The organism is Pseudomonas sp. NPDC086112, assembly GCF_044746425.1.
Taxonomy (GTDB): domain Bacteria; phylum Pseudomonadota; class Gammaproteobacteria; order Pseudomonadales; family Pseudomonadaceae; genus Aquipseudomonas.
Window position 1 is genome coordinate 100,091 of sequence record NZ_JBIVCD010000003.1, and the last position, 23,625, is coordinate 123,715.

The window sequence follows — 23,625 nt, forward strand, 5'->3', positions numbered from 1 at the left end:
TGTGTGTACGCCGTAGATCCCCTGTGGGAGCGGGCTTGCTCGCGAAGACGATCCATCAGACGCCGCAGATATCGGGTCTTACCCTTGTGTTTCCCGCTCCAAATCCTCTTGCGCCGTAACAACCTTACCCTTGGTCTTCAACTCACTGACAATCACCGCCGCGACAATCAACCCCGCGCCAACCAACGCAATCGCCGGCAACCGCTCCCCGGCGATCCGCCCGACAATCCCGGCCCACACCGGCTCTCCGGCATAGATCAACGTCGCCCGCGTCGGCGAAACACTCTTCTGCGCCCAGTTCATCGCCACCTGAATCGCCGCACTCGCCGCGCCCAGGCCCAATGCGCTGCACAACAGCAGCCAGGAGAACCCCGGAATCACTTCCTGAGTCGGTACCACCATCAGAAACGCCAGCACCGAAGTCACCGCCAGCTGCACCACCGTCACCCGGCGCACGTCGACCTGGCCGGCATAGGTGCTGATCAGAATGATCTCCGCCGCAATCGCCACGGCGCTGATCAATGTGGCGATTTCACCAGGGCTGAAATTGAACGAAGCGCCGGACGGTCCCGACAGCAACATCAACCCGGTAAAGGCCAGCATGATCCCGATGCTCGGCATCAACCCCGGACGCCGTCCCAGCACCAGCCATTGCAGCAACGGCACGAACGGCACATACAGTGCGGTAATAAACGCCGACTGACTGCTGGGAATGCTCTGCAAACCCACGGTCTGCAAGCCGTAACCGAGCATGATCGCCACGCCGATAAACGCCCCGGCCTTGAGTTCGAACAGGGTCAGTTCGCGCAGATGACGCCAGGAGAACAGCGCCACGATGCTCGCCGCCGCAGCAAAACGCAGACCGACGAAAAACATCGGCCCGCTGACGGTCATCGCATGCTGCACCAGCAAAAAGGTTCCGCCCCAGACCATGGTGATCAGCACCAGCACGCACTCAGCTTTGCTGAACCGTGAGAAGCGGGAGGAAGCAGGGGAGGAGTTCATCGACGTCATGACCTTGCGCGCTACCTGAGGGAGACGCACAATGCGCCGGAAGTTGGGCAGTATACTGCGCAACACCATCAAGTGAGCAATATAGTGCACAAAGATTCCACCCAACGAGCGTCGGTCCTCCAGCACGTCAGCCAGAACGTCCGACGTCTGCGCCATGCCGCCGACATGAGCCAGAGCGCCCTGGCCGAAAAGTCCGGTGTCAGTCGCCGCATGCTGGTGGCCATCGAGGCCGGCGAGAAGAACGTCAGCCTGACCACCCTCGACCGCGTGGCCGAAGCGCTGGACGTAGCCTTCAGCGACTTGATCCAGGCCCCTGAAGCCCGCGACCCGAGCCGCATCAATGAACTGGCCTGGGCCGGCACGATCCCTGGCAGTAAAGCGGTGTTGCTGGCCAAAGCTACCGCCACTCGTGAAGTGGAACTCTGGGAATGGCGCCTTGAGCCGGGCGAGCATTACCCCTCGGAGCCGGATGCCGATGGCTATAGCGAACAGATTTATGTGTTTGAAGGCTGCCTGACCCTGATGCTCGGCAACGAGCCGCAGAAAATCGCGGCCGGTGAGTTCTTTATGTTTGCCAGTAATCAGCCGCATTCCTATCGCAATGAGGGGGACGTGGCGGCGCGCTTTGTGCGTAATGTGGTGATTTGATCGGTGCCGATTCTGTCGCGTAAAACACGTATATACCTGTTGCTTCTCACAGTAGACGATGTGCCTCGGATCCAACAATGATGAGTGCGCCGGCGAATGGCGGCCTACTCCTTAACATCGGATTCAGACATGTCTATTAATCACAAAAAGCCGTCAGAGCTTTTACCTGCACCCGTACTACCCGTGGCCTACGGCGACAATATCGAAGATGTCATTGCCGGTGCCCGGGTCGATATTGAATTGAACCGGAACGTCTATCCGGGACCGCAGGTGACCCTTGAATACAAGGTTGGCAACACTCCCAATAGATTAGTGATTCCACTTCAAGAGGGACGAGCATCATTCTTGATTCCTGCTTGCGCATTTTTTAACAGTCTGTGGGTGGGGGGAATGCAGATGCGGTATTGGGTCGACGATCCATTCCATAAAAGCGAAGTGCTCGATTTGGGCGTATCGATGCGTTGGTGAGACAGGCCAGGCTGTTGGCGGGGCAACAGTGGAACATCTTGCATTTTTTAGTTGATGTGTTTTCTTCTACGTTGGGCTGTCCGGCAGCGCCGATGAGTGACTGCATGGGGCGATATGCCCGACGTCCATTCAGGTAAACATTGACCAGTGAGAGTGCCATGACTGACACCCCAAGCGGACAGGCGACCAAACCCATCCGCCACGCGGATATCCTGATCATCGGTGGTGGCCTGAGCGGCACGATGCTGGCGGCGCAGTTGTTGCGTTTGCCGGGCAAGCGTCAGGTGCTGGTGATCGAGCCCCGCGCCGAACTTGGTCGAGGCGAGGCCTATAGCGCGGTCGAACTGGGGCATACGCTTAACGGCAACGCGGCGCGCATGAGTGTCGATCCCGACAACGCTGATGATTTGACCCAATGGCTCACCGAACACATCGCGGCGGGTGGATGGCCGGAGTCGGATCAGCAACATGTGCCAGTCAGTGAATTGTTCCCGCCGCGTGGGCTGTTTGGGGTCTATGTGCAGCAGCGTCTGGCCGAAGCGCAAGCAGTGGGTGAGCGCCACGGTTCGACCGTCGAACATGTGCGTGCCGAAGTGGTGGACCTGCAAACCCGGGGCGATTCAGTGCAATTGACCTTGAGTGATGGGCAATGCTTGCAAGGCGCCTATGCGGTACTGGCCACCGGTATGTTCCCCGCCGCACGCACGCCACAGACCGAATCCAGCGGCCTGAACGCCGCCGCCCTCGACCCGTGGGACGTGGCTTCTATGCGGCAGCTCGATCCACAATCCACGGTGCTGATCATCGGTTCCGGGCTGACCATGGTCGATGCCGTCGTGTCGCTGGAGCAGGCCGGGCATCGCGGGCCGATCGAAGTGTTTTCCCGTCATGGTCTGCTGCCTCACGTGCGTAGGCAGCCGCCGGCCTGGGCGGATTTTTTGGCCGAGGACCACAGCATTCGCACACCGCGTCAGCTGATGCGCGAACTGCGTCGGCATTGCCGCGACGCCATCGCCCAAGGCATCGACTGGCAAGCGCCACTCGACACGGTGCGGGCGCACATCGGGCGGTTGTGGAATCAGGCGACGGACGTGCAACGCCGGCAATTCGTGCGCCATGTGCGGCCGTGGTGGGAGAGCCATCACCATCGCTCACCGCCGTTGAGTGCCGAGTTGGTGGCGCGGCTGCACGGGGAAGGGCGGTTGCGGATTCATGCTGCATCGTTCAAAGGGTTGGAGCCTTCGGTGAGCGGTGGGGTGAGTATCCGCATCCGTCGCCGTGGCGAGGCCGAAACCTGCGTGGTGCACGGCGCGGCACTGATCAATTCCAGCGGCATCGAATACGACTGGCGGCGGGTGGCGCGGCCATTGCCGCAGCAGCTATTGGCACGCGGGCTGGTGCGGCCGGGGCCATTGGCGTTGGGCATTGCGGCCGCGGATGACGGCGCGGTGTCAGGCGCTGATGGGCTGGTCGCCAACCGTTTGTTCGCCATGGGCCCGCCGCTGCGCGGGATGTGGTGGGAGAGCACGGCAGTGACCGACGTGGCGAGCCAGGCCAAGTCTCTTGCGGCGCGATTGGTGGATTGACCGACAGTTGGAGGGGGTCTTTCGGGCCTCTTCGCGAGCAAGCCCGCTCCCACATTTGATCTCAGGCGTACACAGATAGTGTGTTCACCGAAGATCCCCTGTGGGAGCGGGCTTGCTCGCGAAGAGGCCAGTACAGTCACTACAACGCTCAGGCCACTAAACAAGCATTGTTTAAACGACACTCTTTTCCACGTCGACCCCGAGGTCGATAACGCAACCCTGCTGGCCGCAACCCAACGGGGGCAAGCCTCTCGCTGCTGTATCGAGCCCGCCGCGTGGTTCAGTTGGTCTGACACAATTGATATTAATTTCCTTGTCGGCTGAATTTTTCAAAATGTGTGGGGTCTGTTTACCGTCCGTGATGGCTGGCGTCATTTAGCCAGCATTTCTGGCATCAATTTCAGGGTGACCACGACCCTTCCCCTGCGGGCATCAATGTACGCCCTCAGCACTTATGACATGGAGCGTTATGCTTATCTCCCCACGGATGTGGCCGGTGCTGTGCGCGCTATTGCTTGGCTTGGGTACACAGAGCAGCGCCGATGGCGCCAGCCTGCCAACGCCGGGCGACCAGGACCTGATCCGCGATCGCCAGAACCGCCTGATTGAAGAACAGCAGCGTCGACTGGAAGAACTCAAGGAACTGCCGGGCAAGCCAACATTGCCCGCAACACCGGCCGCCCCGGTGGATACACGTTGCTTTCCTATCAAAGACATCGAACTCAAGGGCGCCGACAGTCTGTCCGCTGCCGACCGCGAGCGCTTGCTCAAGCCTTATATCGGTCAATGCCTGGGCGTCTCGCAACTCAACGAATTGCTCAAGGTCATCACCGACCATTACATCGGCAAGGGCATGATCACCAGCCGCGCTTACTTGCCGCAGCAAGACCTCTCCAGCGGCCACTTAAGTGTGTTTGTAGTCGAGGGCAAACTCGAGGGTTTGAAGGGCGCTGACGACAGCCATATTTCCGATCGGGAACTGTCCATGACCTTCCCCGGTAAAACGGGCGAATTGCTCAATCTTCGTGAAATAGAACAACTGGTGGATCAGTTGAACCGCTTGCCCTCCAACCAGGCGCAAATGGAACTGACCCCCGGCGTTCAGGTCGGCGGCAGTAACGTGCTGGTCAAGAACAACCCGCAAAAGCCTTGGCGTGCCAACCTGTCGCGTAATAACGACGGTCAGAAAAGCACCGGTGAACAGCAGTGGGGCGCAGGCTTTGAGTGGGACAGCCCGCTGGGGCTGGCCGACCAGTTGATGTTGCGCGGCGGCCATGACGCGGTGAGCGATCACCAGAAAACCTCGAAAAACGCCATGCTCTATTACAACGTGCCTTGGGGCTGGTGGAACTTCAGTTATACCTACAGCCAGAGCGAATACCGCTCCCAGGCCCAAGGCAATGGTTTCAACTTCAGCCAGAGCGGCGACAGCGAGAATCATCAATTTCGCGCCGAGCGCCTCGTCCATCGCGATGCAGTGAGCAAAACGTCGATCAATGCCGGCTTCGCCCATCTGCGCACTAACAACTACATCGAAGATAGCCGCCTGGATAACAGCAGCCAGCGTATTACCGAAGCCCAGTTGGGTATCAACCACGGCCGGCGTATTGGCCAGTCGTTCGTCAACCTGGACCTGGGCATGCAGCAGGGCATCGGCGCGCTGGATGCACAAGGCAACGACCAGCGTCGTGATGATGCCGGCAATCTTACCGCCAACGCTCGCTATCGAAAGTACACCGCCACGGCCAGTTACCTGTTGCCGTTCAACTGGCTGGGCGAGTCCTTCACGTTCAGCAGCCTCGCCACGGGCCAGCGCAGTGAAGACGTGTTGTTCAGCCCGCAACGCATCAGCCTGGGTGGCAGTTCATCGGTGCGTGGCTATAAAGACCAGTTTTTATCCGGAGACAGCGGCGGTTACTGGCGCAACGAATTGCGCTGGACCCGCCCGGTGACGGTCGATTGGCTGCGCCCGGCACTGAGCGAGTACGGCACCAGTGTCGGCTATGACCAAGGCGTGATCAGCAATGACCGATACAACAGCGAAGTGCATGGCCGAATGTCCAGCAACTCCCTGGAGCTCTTCGCCCGTGGCAAGTACCTCGCCACTCGCGTGACGTTCGCCCACTCGCTGGAACGCCCCACCGTGCTCACCGAGCGCGAGGCGCCGATCTATTTCCAGGTCGACCTGTTTCTTTAATTCATTTGTTATCGCGTCGAGATTCTGAATATGGACGTTCACCAGCTTGCCTTTCTGTCCCGCCAGCCTTCGGCTGCCGTGGCCCCTCGCACGCACTTCCTGGGCATGCCCAAACGCTTGCTGGCATTGCTGCTGGCGAACGTCATGTTCTGGCAGCCGATCTGGGCCCAGGCCGAGGGCATCGCCGTCAGTGGCAACACGCAGACCGGCATAGGGCAGGCCGGCAACGGCGTACCGGTGATCAATATTGCCGCGCCCAACGGGGCCGGGCTCTCGCACAACCAGTTCAAGGATTACAACGTCGGTCGCCAGGGCGTGATCCTCAACAACGCGACGAACGCAGTGCAGAACACCCAACTGGGCGGCCACATCCTGGGCAACAGCCAGCTCGGTGGACGGGCAGCCGGCACCATTCTCAACGAAGTCAACGGCGGTAGCCCCAGCCAGCTCAACGGCTACACCGAAGTGGCAGGCCAGTCAGCGCGGGTCATCATCGCCAACCCTTACGGCGTGAGCTGTAACGGTTGCGGCTTCATCAACACGCCGCGCGTGACCCTCAGCACCGGCAAGCCTGTACTCGACGGCAGCGGCAAGCTTGATCACTTCGAGGTTGATGGCGGCAGCATCACCATCGATGGCATGGGGCTTGATGCGGCCAACGTTGATCAATTCGACCTGATTACCCGTTCGGCGAAGATCAACGCAGACATCCATGCCCGGCAATTGAATGTCATTACCGGTGCCAACAACGTCAACGCCGACAGCCTGGCCACCACCCCTCGCGCGGCCCGTGATGCCGACAAGCCTCAACTGGCAATCGATGCGGCGGCGCTGGGCGGGATGTATGCCAACACCATCAAACTGGTGGGCACCGAGCAGGGCGTCGGGGTCAAGCTGGCGGGCAACATGGCCGCCAGTACCGGCGATATTCAAATCGATGCCGGCGGCCATCTGAGCATGGCGCAGACATCGGCCCAAGGTGCCTTGCGGGTCAACGCGCAGAGTGTCGAGATGACCGGCAAGGCTTACGCCGGCAGCGTCGATGTACGTACGCCCGGCGAGCTGGTCAACCGGCAGAGTCTGGCCGCCCGCAACCGCATCGACATCAATGCCGACAAACTCAGTAACTCCGGCGTGATTGCCGCGGGCATCGAGGCCGATAACAGCCGCAACACCACGGGCGACCTGAGCATCACCAGCCCCTCCGTGACCAACAGCGGCAGTCTTGAAGCCAGTCGCTCGTTGAGTATCCGTGCGAGCACAACCCTGACCAATCAAGGCGTGGTTCAGGGCGCGGCGGTCGATCTGACCAGCGCCCGGGTTACCAATCAGGGCGCTGCTGCGCGAATCGTCGGTGACCAGTCGCTGGTGATCAATACACCGGCCATCGTCAACCTGGCAGGGGTGATCCGCTTTGGCGCGGGGCAGGCGGCGTCCTTGCAACTCGACAGCCTGGACAACCGCGAAGGTTTGATCCAGGTGCTGGGCGGCAGCCTGACAATCACCGCTCGCCAGCTGGATAACCATGGCGGGCAAATCGACGCCGGCGGCCTTATTGTCGATACCACCACGCTTGATAATCGCTCCGGCCTGCTTTCTGCCAGCGCCGGTAATGCGCGGGTGAACACCCGCGGCAGGTTCGATAACACTTCGGGCACTCTCCAGGCGCAAAACCAGCTTTCAGTCACGGGCCAGGAGGTCATCAACCAGGGCGGCAGGCTGCTGGCGGTCAACGGTGACCTCGATCTGAAAGCCTCGAGCCTCGATAACCAGCTCGGCAGCGTGCTGGGGTCCAAGGTCAGCATTCGCGCGCCGGGGGGGCAGGTCGACAACCGCGGCGGGAAAATCGTCGGCGAGCGCATTGATCTGAACGCCTCGGGGCTCGACAACAGCAACGCGGGGCTGCTGGCGGCAGGCGCCCAGGGCATGAGCCTGATCTTCGATCCGTCGGCCATCAAGGCGCAGTTGCTCAATAACAAGGGGCACATTCAGAGCGACGGCGGCCTTTTGCTGCAAGGTGGCTGGCTGGACAACAGCGCGGGCACAGTGCTCGGTAAAACCATCCAGGTCGATGCTCAACGCCTGATCAACAACGGCAAGGGCGCACTGGTCAGCAATGGCGGCGACGTTGTCCTGAATGTCAGCAACCTGTTGAGCAACCTGACCGGTGTGATCGATGCCGGTAACAACACGGCCACCGTCACCGGCGCGAGCCTGATCGACAACCGGGGTGGCACGATTCGCGGCCAGCAACTGGGCCTTCAGGCGGCCACTTTGCTCAACGGTCAGAAGGGGCAACTGGTCGCAGGGGCCGGTGGGTTGACCTACCGCGGGAACCAACTGGACAACAGCGGCGGCGTTATTCTCGCCGACGGTGGGCTTGCCAGCCTGAAGCTCGGCAAGGGCAGCATCGGCAACCTTGGCGGCACGATCCAGGGCGACACCGTCGAGGTGACCGCCGGCAGTCTCGATAACAGCAGCGATGGCACCAAGGCCGGCATGATCGCCAGCCTGGCGGGTGAACTGAAGTTGACCGTCGATTCACTGACCAGCCGCGCCGGCAAACTCTTCGCCAAGACCGCGCTGGTGTTCAAAGGCTCCACGCTGGACAACAGCGGTGGACAGCTCAGTGGCAACACCGTTGACCTGACGGCCGACCAACTGACCAACCAGGGCGGCCTGATCGAATCGAACACCTGGCTTGCACTCCAGGGCGGCACGCTGGACAACAGCGCTTCCGGGCGGATCCGTGCCCTGGGCAACAACGTCAGTACTCTTCACGTCTCGACAGACGACATCAGCACGCTCGATTTCAGCGACACCGTCAATAACCACAACGGCACCATCGAGGTCGGTAACTCGTCGTTCAGTTTCAAATCCAGCACGCTGGATAACCGTACCGGGACCCTCGAACACGCCAACACCGGGTTATTTACCCTGCACCTCGATCGCCTGACCGGTGCCGGTGGTGACATCACCGGCCTGGGCAGCGGCGACTGGAACTTTGGCGCGGTGGATGGGCTGGGGCGTGCACAGCTCAACGAGGCCCTGACTTACACCAGCGACTCGCTGACGCTTCAGTCCGGCGATCGCCTGGCCAGCAGCACCGAACTGGTGCTCAACCTTGGCAGCCTGAGCAACGGCGGCGAGCTGCTCAGCGATGGCGACCTCACGCTGAACCTTACGGGTGATCTGTTCAACAGCGGTCGGTTATCCGCACAGAAAATGCTGGCTATCACCGCCCATGATGTCCGCCAGAACGGCGGAAGCATGGGAGCCGGCACCGACACACGCCTCAACCTGAGCGGTACGCTGGATAACCTCGGTTACCTGACTGCCCGCCAGAACCTGCGCATCGACGCGGCGCAAATCGACAACCACGGCACACTGGGTGCCCAAGGCAAAGTCAACCTCACCGCCACCGGCGGCATCACCAACGGCGCCGATACATTGCTGTTCAGCGGCGGCGACATGACCTTGCGCGCCAGTAGCCTGCTCAACTGGTATGGCGACCTCTATAGCGCCGGCAATCTAAGCTTCGCCGGCATCGACGGCGCCGCCGCGCAAAGCTTCAGAAACCTCTCCGGGACCGTCGAAAGCCAAGGCAATATCAGCCTTCACGCCGTCTCGCTGGAAAACGCCAAGGCCGAATTCGAGCTGGAACAACAACGGGTGAGCGGCACCTTGAGCTGGGTGTGCGGCCAACACTGTGGCGGACATGACTCCTTCAAGCGCGGCAAGATCACCATCGGCCAAACGTTCATCGAGCGTGCTATCAAGGACTCTGCTTCGGCGCGCCTGGTTGCAGGCAAAGACCTCAACATCCAGGCCTCAAGCGTGCAGAACCGCTACAGCTTGCTGGCTGCCAACAACAATCTGACCATCATTGCCGATGACCTGCTCAACCAGGGCGCGTCCACTCGCACCGGGCAGAACACCATCGTGATCGGTACACCGAGGCGCATTTCCACCGGTTACTGGGACCAGATGGAGTTCACCGACGTCCCGGCCTTCAACGCGGCCGTTGCCGCCGGCAACTACGACGACGCTCGCTTCGAGCTGCTGAAATCGCGCTCCAGCGACAGCCGCTTCCAGGAACAAAGCAACGTCACCGTCTGGACCGACAACCTTGAGCCGACCTACGCCGCCACCATTCAGGCCGGCGCCACCGTCAACCTCAACGTCACGCGTACCGTGCAAAACGGCACGCTGCACCAGAACACGCTCGAACAACTGACCGGTACGCTGGGCGACGACCAGACCGGCGTCGGGGTAGGTGAGGTCAATATCAACCTCAACCCGCAGGCGACCAGTGCCGCCGCCGTGACGCCTGCCGTTGTGCAACCCATCGAGCGTATCGCGGCGGATGGCAGCGTACAGACCGTCTTCAAACCGGTGGATTACAGCGGGCTACCTTTCACCTCCGTGGACCCGACGGCCGGGCCGAATTTCCAAACGCCCAAGGGCGATTACGGGTTGTTCATCAAGAACCCCGACCCGACCAGCCGCTACCTGATCGAGACCAACCCGAACCTCACGAACCTGTCGCAGTTCTTTGGTTCGGACTACCTGCTCAAGCTGTTGAACGTCAACGCCGACAGCACTTGGCGTCGACTCGGCGATGGCCTTTACGAGCAGCGCCTGATTCGCGATGCGGTGCTGGCGAAAACCGGCCAGCGGTTTCTCGCCGGCGGTTTGACCAGCGATTACGACCAATACCGCTACCTGATGGATAACGCCCTCGCCAGCAAAGACGCTCTGCGCCTGAGCCTTGGCGTCTCGTTGACGGGCGAGCAGGTCAGCGCGCTGACCCATGACATTGTCTGGATGGAAAACCGCATCGTCGACGGGCAAAAAGTCCTCGTGCCGGTGTTGTACCTGGCCCAGGCGGATAGCCGCAATGTACGCGGCAGCAGCCTGATCCAGGGTCGGGACTTGAACCTGTTCACCGGCGGCGATCTGGTCAACGTCGGCACGCTGCGCGCCAGCAATAACCTCAACCTCCAAAGCACCGGCAGCGTCTACCAGGGCGGGCTGGTCGAGGCCGGCAACGACCTGCAAATACTGGCGCAAGACAGCATTCGCAACGCCATGGCCGGCGAGATCCGCGCCAGCCAGGTCAGCCTTGTCGCGCTCAAGGGCGACATCATCAACGACCGAACCGCGATTCAGGTCCGTGACGGCGCCGGCATGCGCACCCTGACCGATGCGGGCAGCAGCATCAGTGCCCGGGAAAACCTGGCCGTTGCGGCCGGCCGCGACCTGACCAACCACGGCGCCTTGAGCAGTGGCGGCAACGCGACCCTGACGGCGGGCCGGGACATCAACCTGGCGGCCAAAACCGATACCAGCGAGAAACACGAATTCAGCGACGGCGGCCACAAGTCGAGCATCACCACTGACGTGAAGAACCTCGCCGCGACCGTTACTGTCGGCGGCGACCTCAACATGAAGGCCGGGCAAGACGTCAACGTTATCGGCAGCACCGCGACCGCCGGCAAAGACCTGAACGTTCAGGCCGCGCGCGACCTGAACATCGTGTCGGTCAGCGATATGCACAACGTTGAGGGCAAGGAAAAGCACGGCAAGAAGCGCATCAAGACTTCGGATGATCAGACGACGCAAGTGGCGAGTGTGCTGACGGCGGGCAGGAACTTCACCAGCCAGGCTGGGCGCGACACGACGATTGTGGCGAGCAAGATCAGTGCGGGAAATGAGGCGTATCTGTACAGCGGGGATAGGTTGAACCTGCTGGCCGCGCAGAACAGCACCTACACCCTCTACGACATGAAAGAAAAAGGCGGCTGGGGCGCCAAGAAAACCCAGCGTGATGAAGTTACCCGCGTCACAAACGTAGGGACAGAAATCAAGACCGGTGGCGACCTGACATTGGCCAGTGGTGGCGATCAGCTGTATCAGCGGGCCAAGCTCAATAGTGGTAACGACCTGACGATTGCCAGCGGCGGCGCGGTGACGTTTGAGGCGGTCAAGGACCTGCATCAGGAGAGTCACGAGAAGAGTAAGAGTGACCTGGCGTGGACCAGCGCCAAGGGCAAGGGCAATACCGACGAGACGCTTCGCCAGAGTGAGTTGGTGGCGCAGGGGCAGTTGGCGATCAAGGCCGTAGATGGCTTGAAGATTGATATCAGACAGATTAATCAGAACACGGTTAGCCAGACCATTGATGTGATGGTGAAGGCTGATCCGCAATTGGCTTGGTTGAAAGAGGCTGAGAAACGCGGGGATGTGGATTGGCGGCATGTGAAGGAGTTGCATGATTCCTTCAAGTACAGCCATTCCAGCCTTGGTCAGGGGGCGATGCTTGCGATCATCATCGTCGTAACGGTATTGACGGCAGGTGCCGCCAGTACGTTTGCGGCAGCAGCCGGTAGTGCTGCAGGCGCCGGCTCGACTATGGCGGCGGCAACGGCAGCCACAGCTGCAACGACGACCAGTGCGGCTGTCGCAGGTACGGCAGCAGGTCTGGGAAACATCATTGCCACCGCGTCGTTGACCTCCCTTGCCAGTACGGGCGTGGTCAGCACGATAAACAACAAGGGCAAGCTGGGAGCCGCATTCAAGGAAACCTTCAGTAGCGACAGCATGAAACAAGCGCTGATCGCGGGCGCCTCAGCAGGATTTGTGAATTACGCCAGTGGCAACTGGTTTGGCGCACAGAGCGACCCTATCACTAACAAAGTGAGTGGTCCCAGCGTAGTACCTCATTGGAACGACCCGGCAGCTATTGGTCGGTTCGGTACGATCCAATTGGCGGGCGGAGCGGTGCGCGGAACGCTTTCCGAAGCCCTTGGGCAAGGCAGCTTCAAGGACGCAATGAAGGGCAGCGTCTTCGATGTGCTTCAGGCTACTGCTTTCACAGGTGTTGGTGATTTTGGCGATGCCTTCAAACTTCAAGACAGCGGCCTAAGTAAAACCGCCCTGCATGCTGTCGTGGGTGGGTTGCTTTCAGAAGCAATGGGTGGCGATTTTAAAACGGGGGCGATCGCTGCGGGCGCTAATGAGGCGCTTATCGCGACCTTGGATAAAACACCGTTACTCAGTGGCGATGATCCCGCAGAGCACGACCGGTTGGTAAACGCTGCGTCCAAACTGGTGGGGTTGCTGGCGGCAGCCAGTGTTGATGGCGACGTTTCTCTAGGCTCGGAAATCGCCGGGAATGCGCAGTCTTACAACCGCAAATTACACGTTCAAGAAGAGAAAAGACTTGCTCTTGAGGCCAAGAATTTAGATGCCTCAACTGGCAAAAGCCAATCTGGCTTCGAATGGAACGCTCTACTGACATTCGTAGCAGGTGGTGAGGTCGATAAGCAGACCAACAATGAACTACAGGGAATTCTGTCCGGCTATAGCCCGAATAACCCAGAGGGTCAGCACTTGGCTGACGATCTGCGTGTTGCCCGAGGAGTGGTCACTCAACTGCAGAACGAGGAGGTGCTTTTGACGTGGGCGGATGGGAGCCCCATCGTCGCGAACGGCGACAAGGTCGTTGCGTTCACCTCTACGGACAGGCAGTACAACGACTCGCGTCTCTTCAATCCTTCGAGCAACTCCACCTACAACAACGCCCCAGATGGCATGGGTGTAGTACCGGACAAGTGGGCTGAGCAATACGGGGATTCTATTGCTATCAGGAAGCTTCCTGAAATTGGTGCGCTCAGTGCCGATGCTGCGGCCCAAGCAGAGCAAATGGACCGGTTACGTGTTCTGGCGAGTGGCGGGGTCAATTCGAATATTGATCTCAAGCTACTTGCTGAGCTTATGCCCATAGGCGGGGTGGGCAAGGGACCGCTTCTGAGCGCAATCAAGGACTTGGCAGCGCGAGATGTATTGGCGGTCAAAGGGGCGGAGGCTGTTGCTGGGAGGGGGATCGAGTCTGTTGCAGGGAAAGGCGTAGATGCCGCTGCCGGGAAAAGCACTGAACAGTTCGTTACCCAAGCCGAGGCAAAGTTGGCGGGCTACAGCCCATGCTGCTTTGCTGCAGGAACCATGGTCGCCACCCCTGAGGGTGAGCGAGCAATTGATGCGCTCAAGGTGGGCGATATCGTCTGGACCAAGCCTGAGCAGGGAGGTGAACCATTCGCCGCTAAGGTCTCCGCCACCCATATTCGAACGGATCAGCCAATTTATCAGCTGAGACTGGAGAAGAATGGCGTCACCGGCGTGGGTACAACCGAGACCTTGCAAGTGACACCGGGCCACCCATTTTATGTACCGGGGCGCAAGGGCTTTGTGCCGCTGATAGAGCTTAAACCGGGTGATCAGCTGCAGTCGTTAGGGGATGGTGCGACGCAGGATGCTTCGATCAATGTTTTATCTGTTGAATTGCTGCAGCCTCAAGGTACGACGTATAACCTGACTGTTGAGATAGGGCACACATTCTATGTCGGAAAGCTGAGTACATGGGTACATAACATCGGGCCTTGCTATAGCTGTAACGGCGGGACTTGCTCGATTCAAGGTAATCTCGGTGATGTCCCTTATGACTCTAGGAATATTAGAGAGGAGCTGGGTGAAAAATATGGTGCCGAAAACGTGGTGTCTACTACTGTACCCCCCGCTGGGATGCCAAATGTAAAGCTGGCTGGGTTGCATAAGGACATTGCGCTGCCAGATGGTTCGAAAACCCGAGTCGTTTTTGACAATAAAGGCTTTCCGATATTTGATGATATTGCAAAATTCGATACGCATATCAATATCGGAGATTTTCGGGCTGCAAGTTACGATGGGCAGTTGAGAATGGCGACTCGTGATTTGCGAACGCAAATAGACAGTGGTGCCATTCGAAGCTCGCTATTCTCAGACGTCCAACTAAAAGCTATACGCAGTGGTCAGGATAAGATTCCTGGATTCACTTGGCACCATCATCAGGATACCGGTAGGATGCAATTAGTTCCCGAAGCTGTCCATAACGGTGCTCGGCATGTCGGGTGGGAATCGATGAGTAAGGGGAAATAACATGTTCTCAGGTGTAAGTTTTGATTCGTATTATGGTCATGGAAATTCTGCGGAAATACGGGCTTTTGAGGCGCTGACGGGTAAGGTTTTACCTGCCGAGTACAAAAAAATTGTTTTAGAGTTCAATGGCGCTTTTGTTGTGAATAAACCCGCCTTCAAGTTTTATAATCGACTCCTAGGGCAAGAGGTTACATGCAGTCCAGGCATGTTTTTACCTTTTGGTAAGATTGAAGGGTCATTCGAAACCATGGAGATAAAGTATCAATATCCGCCAGAGGATTTTGTACAGGATTTGATTATTTTCTCAGTTTTAGGGAATGGGGATGCGCTGTGTTTTGACTACCGTAAAAATTTACTATCCGATAGTCCTCCCGTCGTAATGTGGCATCACGAAGCCACGCCTGGTGGCGATCTGGAGTTATCTGATGTTGCGCCATCTTTTTCAGATTTTTTAAACAGTCTGTCAGAGCGCCCACCCGAGTAACTGAAAACAGACAGCATTCGCAATGCCATGGCCGGCGAGATTCGCACCAGCCAGGTAAGCCTGGTCGTAGGGTGGGGGGCAGACCGATTCATTTTTGATGGATAAGCAAAAACGTCGTCTGTCCCTACTGCTGTTTTCCGTCTATCCGGTGATTTGACCGAAAGTTGGAGGGTGTTTTTTCGGGCCTCTTCGCGAGCAAGCCCGCTCCCACATTGGATCTCGGGCGTACACAAATAATGTGTTCACCGAAAATCCCCTGTGGGAGCGGGCTTGCTCGCGAAGGGGCCGGCCCATCCAGCACAAAACCCATAGTCAGACCAATAAACAGGCGATGTTTAAACGACACTTCCAGACACTCACCCAGGCTACACATCCTTGCGCCGTTGCCTACGACTACGCCAGAATCCGCCGGCTTGTGCGCCTTGAGGCCGGGCTCTATCGTTTCCGGGTCGCTGACGAATCAGCGATCGGGTTTCGCAGCCCGGGTCAATCAAGGCGCACAGCGCCACCGTTCCTTTTCAGATGACGTTTTTCGTTCGCTGAATTGCGTTATGGCGGCTGTGCGCGGGAGATCTTCGGGTCTGCCGGGTTCCTTGATTCCCGGTCTGCGAACCTGCGTACAGCTGCCACCTATCTTCGTTTCGCAGCGAACCGTGGCGGCTCCACTAATCAAGGAGCATCACTATGTTCAAAGCCACACCCAATCCACCGGAAACCGATCCAACATCCCCCTACGAATCCCTCGATTCGAAAAAGCTCAACGAAGCCGCCGATCGCGCCCTCGATCACTATCTCAAGCCCCCCATCCCCAAAGACACCAAGCGCAAACCTAGCACCATTTACCATGTCGGCACTGAGGTCGATAACGAAACCCTGCTGGTCAACGCCTGCGAATCCCTGGCGTCAGCGAGCATGATGCTCAGTGAGTTCGCCGGGTTGATGGACATGCCACATCGCAACATGATGTTGGGGATTCAATCGGTGGTCATGCTCGGAGAGCTGGCGGTGAACCGGGTGCTGGATAACCTCGATCCACGAGGTTAGCGAGGATGATCGTTCCCATGCTCTGCGTGGGAATGCAGCCCGGGACGCTCCGCGTCCCTTCCAGAGCCGAACGCAGAGCGTCCGTTGAGGCATTCCCACGCAGAGCGTGGGAACGATCAAAACCCCGCAGCACGCGGGGTTTCTTGTCAAAGTGTGGGAGCGGGCTTGCTCGCGAAAGCTGCTTAACATTCAACAGAGATGTCGACTGTTACGCCGCCTTCGCGAGCAAGCCCGCTCCCACAGGGGGGGTGTTAAAGCTCACATCAATATTGTTACGCCACCACTTGATAACACGGCACATATTCCGCGCCGCCCGGCAGTTTCATCCGGTGCTGGGCGACGAAGGCTTTGAGCAGTTTGTCCAGCGGCTGCATGACGGCAGCATCGCCACGAATCTGGTACGGCCCGTGTTCTTCGATCAGGCGAATGCCCTTGTCCTTGACGTTGCCGGCGACGATGCCGGAGAACGCGCGGCGCAGGTTGGCGGCCAGTTCGTGGGACGGCAGGTTGCGGCTCAGTTGCAGGTTGGCCATGTTGGCGTGGGTCGGGTCGAACGGGCGCTGGAAGCCTTCGTCGATTTTCAGCAGCCAGTTGAAGTGGAACGCGTCGTTGCGTTCGCGGCGGAACTGTTTGACCTCTTTCAGGCCCTGAGTCATCTGCCGTGCCACTTCAACCGGGTCGTCGATGATGATCTCGTAGTGTTGCTGCGCGGCTTCACCGAGGGTGGCACCGACGAAGGCGTGCAACTGCTCCAGATACGGCGCGGCGCTTTTCGGCCCGGTGAGGACCACGGGGAAGGGCAGGCTTTCATTGTCCGGGTGCATCAGGATGCCGAGCAGGTACAGGAACTCTTCAGCCGTGCCTGCGCCGCCCGGGAAAATGATGATGCCGTGACCGACGCGGACGAAGGCTTCCAGACGTTTTTCGATGTCCGGCAGGATCACCAGTTCGTTGACGATCGGGTTCGGCGCTTCGGCGGCGATGATCCCGGGTTCAGTCAAACCGAGGTAACGGCCGCCGTGGATGCGCTGCTTGGCGTGGGCGATGGTCGCGCCTTTCATCGGGCCTTTCATCACGCCCGGGCCGCAACCGGTGCAGATGTCCAGGCTGCGCAGGCCGAGCTCGTGGCCGACTTTCTTGGTGTATTTGTATTCTTCGGTGTTGATCGAGTGGCCGCCCCAGCACACCACGATTTTCGGTTCGACACCGGGGCGCAGGGTGCGGGCGTTGCGCAGCAGGTGGAAGACGTAGTCGCTGATACCCTGGGAGGTGCTCAGGTCGATGCTCAAGGCATCGAGTTCGTTTTCGGTGTAGACGATGTCGCGCAGGGCGCTGAAGAGCATTTCACGGGTGCTGGCGATCATTTCGCCATCGACGAACGCGTCGGCCGGGGCGTTCAGCAGTTCCAGGCGCACGCCTCGGTCTTGCTGGTGAATGCGGATTTCGAAGTCTTTGTAGGCTTCCAGAATGGTCTTGGCGTTATCGACGTGGGCGCCGGTATTGAGGATGGCCAGGGCGCACTGGCGGAAAAGGGTGTAGGTGAGGCCGGTTCCGGCTTCGCTCAGTTGCTGTACTTCACGTTGGGACAGTGTTTCCAGGCTGCCTTTTGGGCTGACCGAGGCGTTGATTACATGTCGTTGGGTCATTCAATGATCCTTAAAACGATGTCACCCGCCGGCAGGCGCATGGCATCCGAATAGTGTGTATCCATGGAGAAGATGGCACGAACTGCGCTGTATCGCCACGTTCCCCGTTTGACGATGGAAAGATGAAAAGGAGCCCCAGCATAGCTAAATCCTTCGGGGAGGCGATAATGCCCCGCAGTCTTTTTGCCACAGAGCCTTTTCCATTGACGTAAGGAATCCCGTCGCGATGTTCGAAATCCAGCCGATGAATGCCCAAACCTATCGACGCCAGACGCGGCGCAGCACGGTGATCATCGCCCTGATGTTCCTGGCGCTGGCGATGGTGCTGTCCACGGCGGCGGTGGCGCTGTTCGGTGAGCCCGGCGGCGACAATCTGCGTTTCAACGTGGGCGGGGTGTTTGCCGCATTGTTGCTGATGGTGGCACTGATGCGCGGCAAGTTCTGGACCCAGGAATGGATGGCGCCAGCGGTCTACGGTTGGCAGCTCAAGCGCAGCCTCATGAGCATCACCAACGTCATGCACCAGGTCACGGCGGCAGTGGAGAAGGGCGATCCGAGTGCCATGAAGCTGCTGCGTTTTTATCACTTGGGGTTGAGCCAGATGCACCAGTTGGACGGCAACTCCAGCGACCATAGCCAGCTGACCCGTGAAATGGACCAGCACAAGGCGCGGATGGAAGCGCTGGGTATCGAGACCGAACAGACGCAATTGAATCCGGCCTGGCTTGAGGCGGTGAAACAGACGCAGATGTAGCCTTGCGCTTGTTGGCGATGAGCATTTTCGCGCAAATCACCTATCGTATTCGTTGATGAGTCATAGTGGTCTGAGCGCCAGCCACGGCTGGCTGGCGCTAAAAGGGCGAACGGGAAAATTCGCCATGTCATAAGGGATTAAGGGAGCGTCATGGGGCATCCGTCCGTCAAAGATCGTATCGAAAGCACCCGACTCGCCACGCCTTGGTTACCCGGGCAGGTTGAGTCGAGACTCAAGGTTCGATACGCAGTCTCCCTGCTCGTTGCGGTGTGCCTGTCCATGACGGCCATTGTGATCGGTGAAGGCTGGAATGCGCGCCAGTACCACTTGCGCGGCAGCGAAGTGGAGATGTCCAACCTGGCGCAAACCCTGGCCTCGCAGGCGCAGGCATCGATCAAGCAGGCCGACACGCTGCTGTTTGCCTTGGTGGATCGCCTTGAAATCGACGGCATGGAACCGGCGAAATTTCCCAGGCTGCAACGTTTGCTCCACGCCCAGCGCAGTGAGTTGGTGCAGATCCATGGGTTATTCGTATTCGACGAAGAAGGACGCTGGCTCGCCAACGCCATTAACGTCATACCGCCCAATGCCAATAATTCCGACCGTGAATATTTCATCTACCACCGTGATCATCCCGACCGCGGTCCTCATATCGGTCCTGCGATAAAAAGTCGCTCGACCGGTGAGTGGATCATGACCGTGTCGCGCCGGATCAATCACGCCGATGGCCGGTTTGCCGGCGTGGTGGTGGCTTCGATCTATCTCAACCATTTCCTGGACCTGTACAACAGCATCGACATGGGCAGTAATGGGGTGGTCAATTTGATCGCCGACGACGCCACCATCGTCGTTCGCCGACCGTTCAAGGAAACCGATATCGGCACCAGCGTGGCCAAGGGTCCGCTGTTTACCCAGCTGTTGCCCAAGGGCGATTCCGGTACGGCAATCGTCAAATCTTACGTGGATGGAGTGGAGCGGGTGGTGGGGTTTCGGCGGGTGGAGGGTTATCCGCTTATCGTTTTTGCCGCGCTCGACAAAAAAGAAGTCCTGGCCAGCTGGTTGCAGGAGTCAATAATCAGTGCGGGGATCGTCTCATTGCTGCTGGGGTTTGTGAGCGTTCTCGGCTATCGCCTGATCCGTGTCATGAAGCAGCAGAATAATATTCAGAACGAATTGCTGGAGGCTCAGGAAAAACTCATTGAGGTCAACCATAGCCTCAAGTTGCTGGCTCTGGAGGATGCACTGACCGGCCTTTCCAACCGGCGTCAATTCGACCTGTTCATCCTGGCGGAAATGGGCCGTGCCAGGCGTACCCACACCAGCCTTGCGTTGCTGATGATCGATGTCGATCATTTCAAGAGTTTCAATGATCACTATGGTCATTTGGCAGGCGATGAGTGTTTGCGCAAGATCAGCACCATCATCACCGACAACATCCAGCGCCCCGGCGATCTTGCTGCCCGATTCGGTGGTGAGGAGTTTACGGTGGTGCTGCCCGGCACCGATTATGTGGGGGCGTTTCTGGTGGCGGAAAAGATCCGTCGCGCGGTTCAGCAAATCGACATCAAGCATAGCGGCAGCCCCGAAGGCCTCGTCACGGTCAGCCTGGGGGTCTGTGCCTACAACCAGACGGCGCAGAGCCAGCCCGAAGATTTGATCGGCGCCGCAGACAAAGCGCTGTATGTGGCCAAGGCCAGTGGTCGGAACATGAGCGTCATTGCCAACTGAACTCAACCAGAGCGGTTATTGCCCTGAATGAGTCGGATGTCGCAGCTTCCATAAGCGGATCAGCCGCAGGTAGATCAGCACGTTGATCGCCAGCACCACGCTGCCCAACCCTAGCTGAATCGTGGGGGTCAGCCCGGCCGGATAAATAATCGGCCACACGTAATGTTCAATAAAACCGCCGCCATAACCGGTTTGCCCGGCCGCGTGGCGCATGAGGTTTTCCCAATCGGTCAGTGGGCACGTCAGGTGGAAAACTTCCACGATCACGCCCCACGCGGCGGCGGGCAAGTGCCACCAGGCCAGGTGGTGCCATTTGAGCACCAGCAGCCCGCCGAACAGCACGAACAGAATGAACAACAAGTGAGACAGGACCAGCCCGTCGGCGGCGATTCGGTAAAGCATGTCGATTCCCTGACGCGTTATGTGAATCGCTCCATGGTACTCGCGCCGGATAATCGCCAAAAGTGCGCAAGATAGTTCAAGCCATGGGCCGTGACTGCTGGCACAGTCTGGAGTCTTTCCCTGGTTGTAGAGCGTTATGTCGAACTCACTCATGCCGCGCAGTGCATTCCTTCGCGGTGCCGCGGCCATCATGCCGTTGTCCCTGGCGACCGCGCCTTGGGGGTTGCTGGCCGGTTCCATGGCCATCGAAGCCAACCTCACACCGCTGCAAGGCCAAGGGCTGTCGAGCATCGTGTTTGCCGGCGCGGCTCAATTGGTTGCCATCGGCATGCTCAAGGGCGGTGCCGGGGTCTTTTCGATTCTGTTGACCACGTTGTTGCTGACCTCCCAGCATTTGCTTTACGGGATGAGCATGCGTTCAGTGATTTCCCCGTTGCCGGGCCGCTGGCGTGTGGGGCTGGGCTTTTTGCTCACCGACGAGTTGTTCGCCCTGACCAGTCAGCATGACAAACAGCAATTCAATCGTTGGTATGCCCTGGGTGTGGGCCTGACGTTCTACATCGCGTGGAACCTCTTCACCCTGGCGGGCATTGTGCTGGGCAGCAGCATTCCGGGCCTTGAACACCTTGGGCTGGACTTCTCCATCGCGGCGACCTTTATCGCCTTGATCACGCCGGTGGTGCGCAATGTTCCGACGGTGGTCTGCGTGGCGGTTTCACTGTTCTGTTCGGTGCTGTTCAGCTATTGGCAATGGGGCTCGGCCCTGGTGTTGTCGGGGTTGGCGGGCATGACCGCAGGCTTTATCTGCAACAAACTCTATGTGGGGCGCACATGATGGTCTGGGCTGTGATTATCGGGATGGGCCTGCTGGTATTCCTGAACCGCTACGTATTTCTCGAGCCTCGGCTGCCGGTGCGCTTAAGCAGCAATGCCCGGCAGTTCCTCGGTTTCGCGGTGCCGGGCATGCTCACGGCGATCTGCGGGCCGATCGTGTTCATGCCCGACAAGCAGTTGAACCTGCAGTGGGACAACCCGTACCTGATCAGTTCGCTGGTGGCCGTGGGCCTGGTGCTTTACACCCGCAACACCTTGCTCAGCATGTTGTTGAGCATGGGGTTCTTCTTTTTGCTGCGGTGGTGGCTCTGAGTCGTCCCCGGAGAAACTGTTCTACGCTTAAGGAAGATGACTGATCCCTTGAGGAATGGAGGTGGACATGGCCACTGAACCAAAGCGTCCGGACCCGGATGAGGACATCGATGAGCCGACGGAGGAAGAGCTCGAGCAGCAGAGGCGTTCGACGCCGGACTGGAAGCATCCTGATGACGGTAAAGAACTGTCGGACCGCGATCAGGAGCGTCCGCTGAAGCCCTGACAGATCTGCACCTGCCAAAAGCCCCGCCATAGATAGCGGGGCTTTTTAGTTTCCAATGCCTGTGCAACCACAGATAAGACAATGTGCCGCCGCAGACAGAGAAATGTACCGGGAAATGCAGTCTGTAGAGCCACTGTTACTGGGTAAACACTCACTGTTCCCGGTCATGAGCTTATGCATAAATAGAATTTAAATTATCCATGTAAGAGCGTTATGGTCTATAAAGATAGCCCTCCAGGAGCCCCTGATGAACCTGTCCCGATACTTGCGCGGTCTGTTGGCCTGCGCGCTGTTTGCCGCGCCTTTGAGCTACGGTGCCGAGCCCGTGGTGTTGCACGTCGGCGATCAGAACTACTACAACATTCGCGCCTCGGTGGAGGCTTCGGGTGTGCTGCAAGGAGCGCCCTATACTGTTGACTGGAAGCACTTCCAGGCCGCTGCGCCGCTGGCCGAAGCGCTGAATACCGGCGCGTTGGACCTGGGTTTTCTCGGTGATTCGGGGTTTCTGTTTCTGGCCGCCAAACAGGCACCAGTCAAGCTGATCGGCGTGTCGCGGCAGAATCCGGACACCATCGCCTTGTTGGTGCCCAAGGACTCGCCGGTCAAAACCATCGCCGATCTAAAGGGCAAGAAAGTCGCTTACTGGCCCGGCGCCTGGAGCCAGCAGCTGACCCTGCGCGCCCTGGAACAAGCCGATTTGCCGGACAACTACGTCGACTTCATCAAACTGATGCCAATCGACGCCGCTGCCGCGTTACCCCAAGGCAGCATCGACGCGTTTCCGGTCTGGGAACCCTACATTTCCCAGCAGATTCTGTTCTCCGGCGCCCGACCGATTCTTACTGCCAAAAACCTGATGCCCGGCCTGAGCGCCATCGCCGCTTCGACGCCTTCGATCGACAGTAAACGCGAAGCCATTGCCGACTTCCTGGTGCGCCTGAAAAAGGCCCGGGCCTGGGTCGACACCCACACTGACGAGTACGCCGATCTCTGGGCAAAAAAGGCCAACCTTGATCAGAACGTGTCACACCATTGGCTGCGCCAGGCGCACATGACTGTCGGCCCGGTGGATCAGCAGGCCGCGGCGGATCTGCAAAGCACCGCGGACTTCCTGTTCAAGGTCAAGGCATTGCCGGCGGCCTTGGCGACGGCACCGATCATCGACAGCTCGTTCCAGCAGGCGCTGGCGCAATAACCGAAAATCGCAGGCATAACGCGAGTCCGGGAGCGGGCGCCGGAACCAAACACTGTGTACCCTTATCCAACCTCGGCTTGCAGCGATTTGCGGGCCGGTCGAGGGATGAAT

16 protein-coding genes are annotated in these 23,625 nt (G+C 58.9%); 13 read left to right on the forward strand and 3 right to left on the reverse strand.

Annotated elements, in window-relative coordinates:
* Positions 1 to 78: 78 nt before the first annotated feature.
* On the reverse strand, positions 79 to 1,083 hold the full coding sequence (locus ACIPLA_RS03625; protein ID WP_401171752.1) for a DMT family transporter: 1,005 nt from the start codon (positions 1,081 to 1,083) through the stop codon (positions 79 to 81).
* A gap of 15 nt (positions 1,084 to 1,098) precedes the next feature.
* Between ACIPLA_RS03625 and ACIPLA_RS03630 the strand changes: the two genes are divergently transcribed.
* From ACIPLA_RS03630 to ACIPLA_RS03660, 7 genes are all read left to right on the forward strand, one after another.
* Positions 1,099 to 1,662, forward strand: a complete 564-nt coding sequence (locus ACIPLA_RS03630; RefSeq protein WP_401171523.1) for a helix-turn-helix domain-containing protein — start codon at positions 1,099 to 1,101, stop codon at positions 1,660 to 1,662.
* Between the two features lie 129 nt (positions 1,663 to 1,791).
* Positions 1,792 to 2,130, forward strand: coding sequence for a hypothetical protein (locus tag ACIPLA_RS03635; protein WP_401171525.1), 339 nt, complete (start codon positions 1,792 to 1,794; stop codon positions 2,128 to 2,130).
* Between the two features lie 158 nt (positions 2,131 to 2,288).
* Entirely contained in the window at positions 2,289 to 3,716 is a 1,428-nt protein-coding gene (locus tag ACIPLA_RS03640) for an FAD/NAD(P)-binding protein (protein ID WP_401171528.1), read from the forward strand.
* Positions 3,717 to 4,203: 487 nt separating this feature from the next.
* Entirely contained in the window at positions 4,204 to 5,913 is a 1,710-nt protein-coding gene (locus tag ACIPLA_RS03645; protein WP_401171755.1) for a ShlB/FhaC/HecB family hemolysin secretion/activation protein, read from the forward strand.
* A 30-nt stretch (positions 5,914 to 5,943) separates the two neighbouring features.
* Entirely contained in the window at positions 5,944 to 14,889 is an 8,946-nt protein-coding gene (locus tag ACIPLA_RS03650) for a DUF637 domain-containing protein (protein ID WP_401171535.1), read from the forward strand.
* A 1-nt stretch (position 14,890) separates the two neighbouring features.
* On the forward strand, positions 14,891 to 15,373 hold the full coding sequence (locus tag ACIPLA_RS03655; protein ID WP_401171539.1) for an SMI1/KNR4 family protein: 483 nt from the start codon (positions 14,891 to 14,893) through the stop codon (positions 15,371 to 15,373).
* Positions 15,374 to 16,057: 684 nt separating this feature from the next.
* Entirely contained in the window at positions 16,058 to 16,417 is a 360-nt protein-coding gene (locus ACIPLA_RS03660; protein ID WP_048395046.1) for a DUF6124 family protein, read from the forward strand.
* 272 nt (positions 16,418 to 16,689) lie between these two features.
* Here the strand turns inward: ACIPLA_RS03660 and ppnN are convergent, their stop codons facing one another.
* Positions 16,690 to 18,063, reverse strand: coding sequence for a nucleotide 5'-monophosphate nucleosidase PpnN (ppnN, locus tag ACIPLA_RS03665; protein ID WP_123360795.1), 1,374 nt, complete (start codon positions 18,061 to 18,063; stop codon positions 16,690 to 16,692).
* A 226-nt stretch (positions 18,064 to 18,289) separates the two neighbouring features.
* Here ppnN and ACIPLA_RS03670 point away from each other — a divergent pair, with 226 nt between their 5' ends.
* Positions 18,290 to 18,817, forward strand: coding sequence for a DUF3087 domain-containing protein (locus ACIPLA_RS03670; protein WP_401171544.1), 528 nt, complete (start codon positions 18,290 to 18,292; stop codon positions 18,815 to 18,817).
* A gap of 150 nt (positions 18,818 to 18,967) precedes the next feature.
* Complete coding sequence (locus ACIPLA_RS03675; RefSeq protein ID WP_401171547.1) at positions 18,968 to 20,545, forward strand: diguanylate cyclase; 1,578 nt, start codon at positions 18,968 to 18,970, stop codon at positions 20,543 to 20,545.
* A gap of 15 nt (positions 20,546 to 20,560) precedes the next feature.
* On the opposite strand, the gene ACIPLA_RS03680 is transcribed toward ACIPLA_RS03675, so the two are convergent.
* A complete protein-coding gene (locus tag ACIPLA_RS03680; RefSeq protein ID WP_052966899.1) occupies positions 20,561 to 20,947 on the reverse strand; it encodes a DUF2784 domain-containing protein in 387 nt (128 codons plus the stop codon).
* Positions 20,948 to 21,083: 136 nt separating this feature from the next.
* Between ACIPLA_RS03680 and ACIPLA_RS03685 the strand changes: the two genes are divergently transcribed.
* The 4 genes from ACIPLA_RS03685 (at position 21,084) to ACIPLA_RS03700 (ending at position 23,514) form a co-directional block, all read left to right on the forward strand.
* Positions 21,084 to 21,782 (forward strand): AzlC family ABC transporter permease, encoded by a 699-nt coding sequence (locus tag ACIPLA_RS03685; RefSeq protein WP_032830637.1) that lies wholly within the window; start codon positions 21,084 to 21,086, stop codon positions 21,780 to 21,782.
* Positions 21,782 to 22,093: an AzlD domain-containing protein gene (locus tag ACIPLA_RS03690; protein ID WP_162830927.1), complete on the forward strand. Its 312-nt coding sequence runs from the start codon at positions 21,782 to 21,784 to the stop codon at positions 22,091 to 22,093. Before ACIPLA_RS03685 ends, ACIPLA_RS03690 begins: the two co-directional genes overlap by 1 nt.
* 67 nt (positions 22,094 to 22,160) lie before the next feature.
* Positions 22,161 to 22,319, forward strand: coding sequence for a hypothetical protein (locus tag ACIPLA_RS03695; RefSeq protein ID WP_007895518.1), 159 nt, complete (start codon positions 22,161 to 22,163; stop codon positions 22,317 to 22,319).
* A gap of 247 nt (positions 22,320 to 22,566) precedes the next feature.
* Positions 22,567 to 23,514, forward strand: a complete 948-nt coding sequence (locus ACIPLA_RS03700) for an ABC transporter substrate-binding protein (RefSeq protein WP_401171552.1) — start codon at positions 22,567 to 22,569, stop codon at positions 23,512 to 23,514.
* Positions 23,515 to 23,625: the final 111 nt, after the last annotated feature.

Bases quoted from the DNA above. Each gene is read 5' to 3' on its own strand.
- ACIPLA_RS03670 (WP_401171544.1), top strand. From the start codon at position 18,290: ATGTTCGAAATCCAGCCGATGAATGCCCAAACCTATCGACGCCAGACG.
- ACIPLA_RS03655 (WP_401171539.1), top strand. From the start codon at position 14,891: ATGTTCTCAGGTGTAAGTTTTGATTCGTATTATGGTCATGGAAATTCT.
- ACIPLA_RS03695 (WP_007895518.1), top strand. From the start codon at position 22,161: ATGGCCACTGAACCAAAGCGTCCGGACCCGGATGAGGACATCGATGAG.
- ACIPLA_RS03700 (WP_401171552.1), top strand. From the start codon at position 22,567: ATGAACCTGTCCCGATACTTGCGCGGTCTGTTGGCCTGCGCGCTGTTT.
- ACIPLA_RS03635 (WP_401171525.1), top strand. From the start codon at position 1,792: ATGTCTATTAATCACAAAAAGCCGTCAGAGCTTTTACCTGCACCCGTA.
- ACIPLA_RS03675 (WP_401171547.1), top strand. From the start codon at position 18,968: ATGGGGCATCCGTCCGTCAAAGATCGTATCGAAAGCACCCGACTCGCC.
- ACIPLA_RS03690 (WP_162830927.1), top strand. From the start codon at position 21,782: ATGGTCTGGGCTGTGATTATCGGGATGGGCCTGCTGGTATTCCTGAAC.
- ACIPLA_RS03645 (WP_401171755.1), top strand. From the start codon at position 4,204: ATGTGGCCGGTGCTGTGCGCGCTATTGCTTGGCTTGGGTACACAGAGC.
- ACIPLA_RS03625 (WP_401171752.1), bottom strand. From the start codon at position 1,083: ATGGTGTTGCGCAGTATACTGCCCAACTTCCGGCGCATTGTGCGTCTC.
- ACIPLA_RS03640 (WP_401171528.1), top strand. From the start codon at position 2,289: ATGACTGACACCCCAAGCGGACAGGCGACCAAACCCATCCGCCACGCG.
- ACIPLA_RS03650 (WP_401171535.1), top strand. From the start codon at position 5,944: ATGGACGTTCACCAGCTTGCCTTTCTGTCCCGCCAGCCTTCGGCTGCC.
- ACIPLA_RS03660 (WP_048395046.1), top strand. From the start codon at position 16,058: ATGTTCAAAGCCACACCCAATCCACCGGAAACCGATCCAACATCCCCC.
- ACIPLA_RS03680 (WP_052966899.1), bottom strand. From the start codon at position 20,947: ATGCTTTACCGAATCGCCGCCGACGGGCTGGTCCTGTCTCACTTGTTG.
- ACIPLA_RS03685 (WP_032830637.1), top strand. From the start codon at position 21,084: ATGTCGAACTCACTCATGCCGCGCAGTGCATTCCTTCGCGGTGCCGCG.
- ppnN (WP_123360795.1), bottom strand. From the start codon at position 18,063: ATGACCCAACGACATGTAATCAACGCCTCGGTCAGCCCAAAAGGCAGC.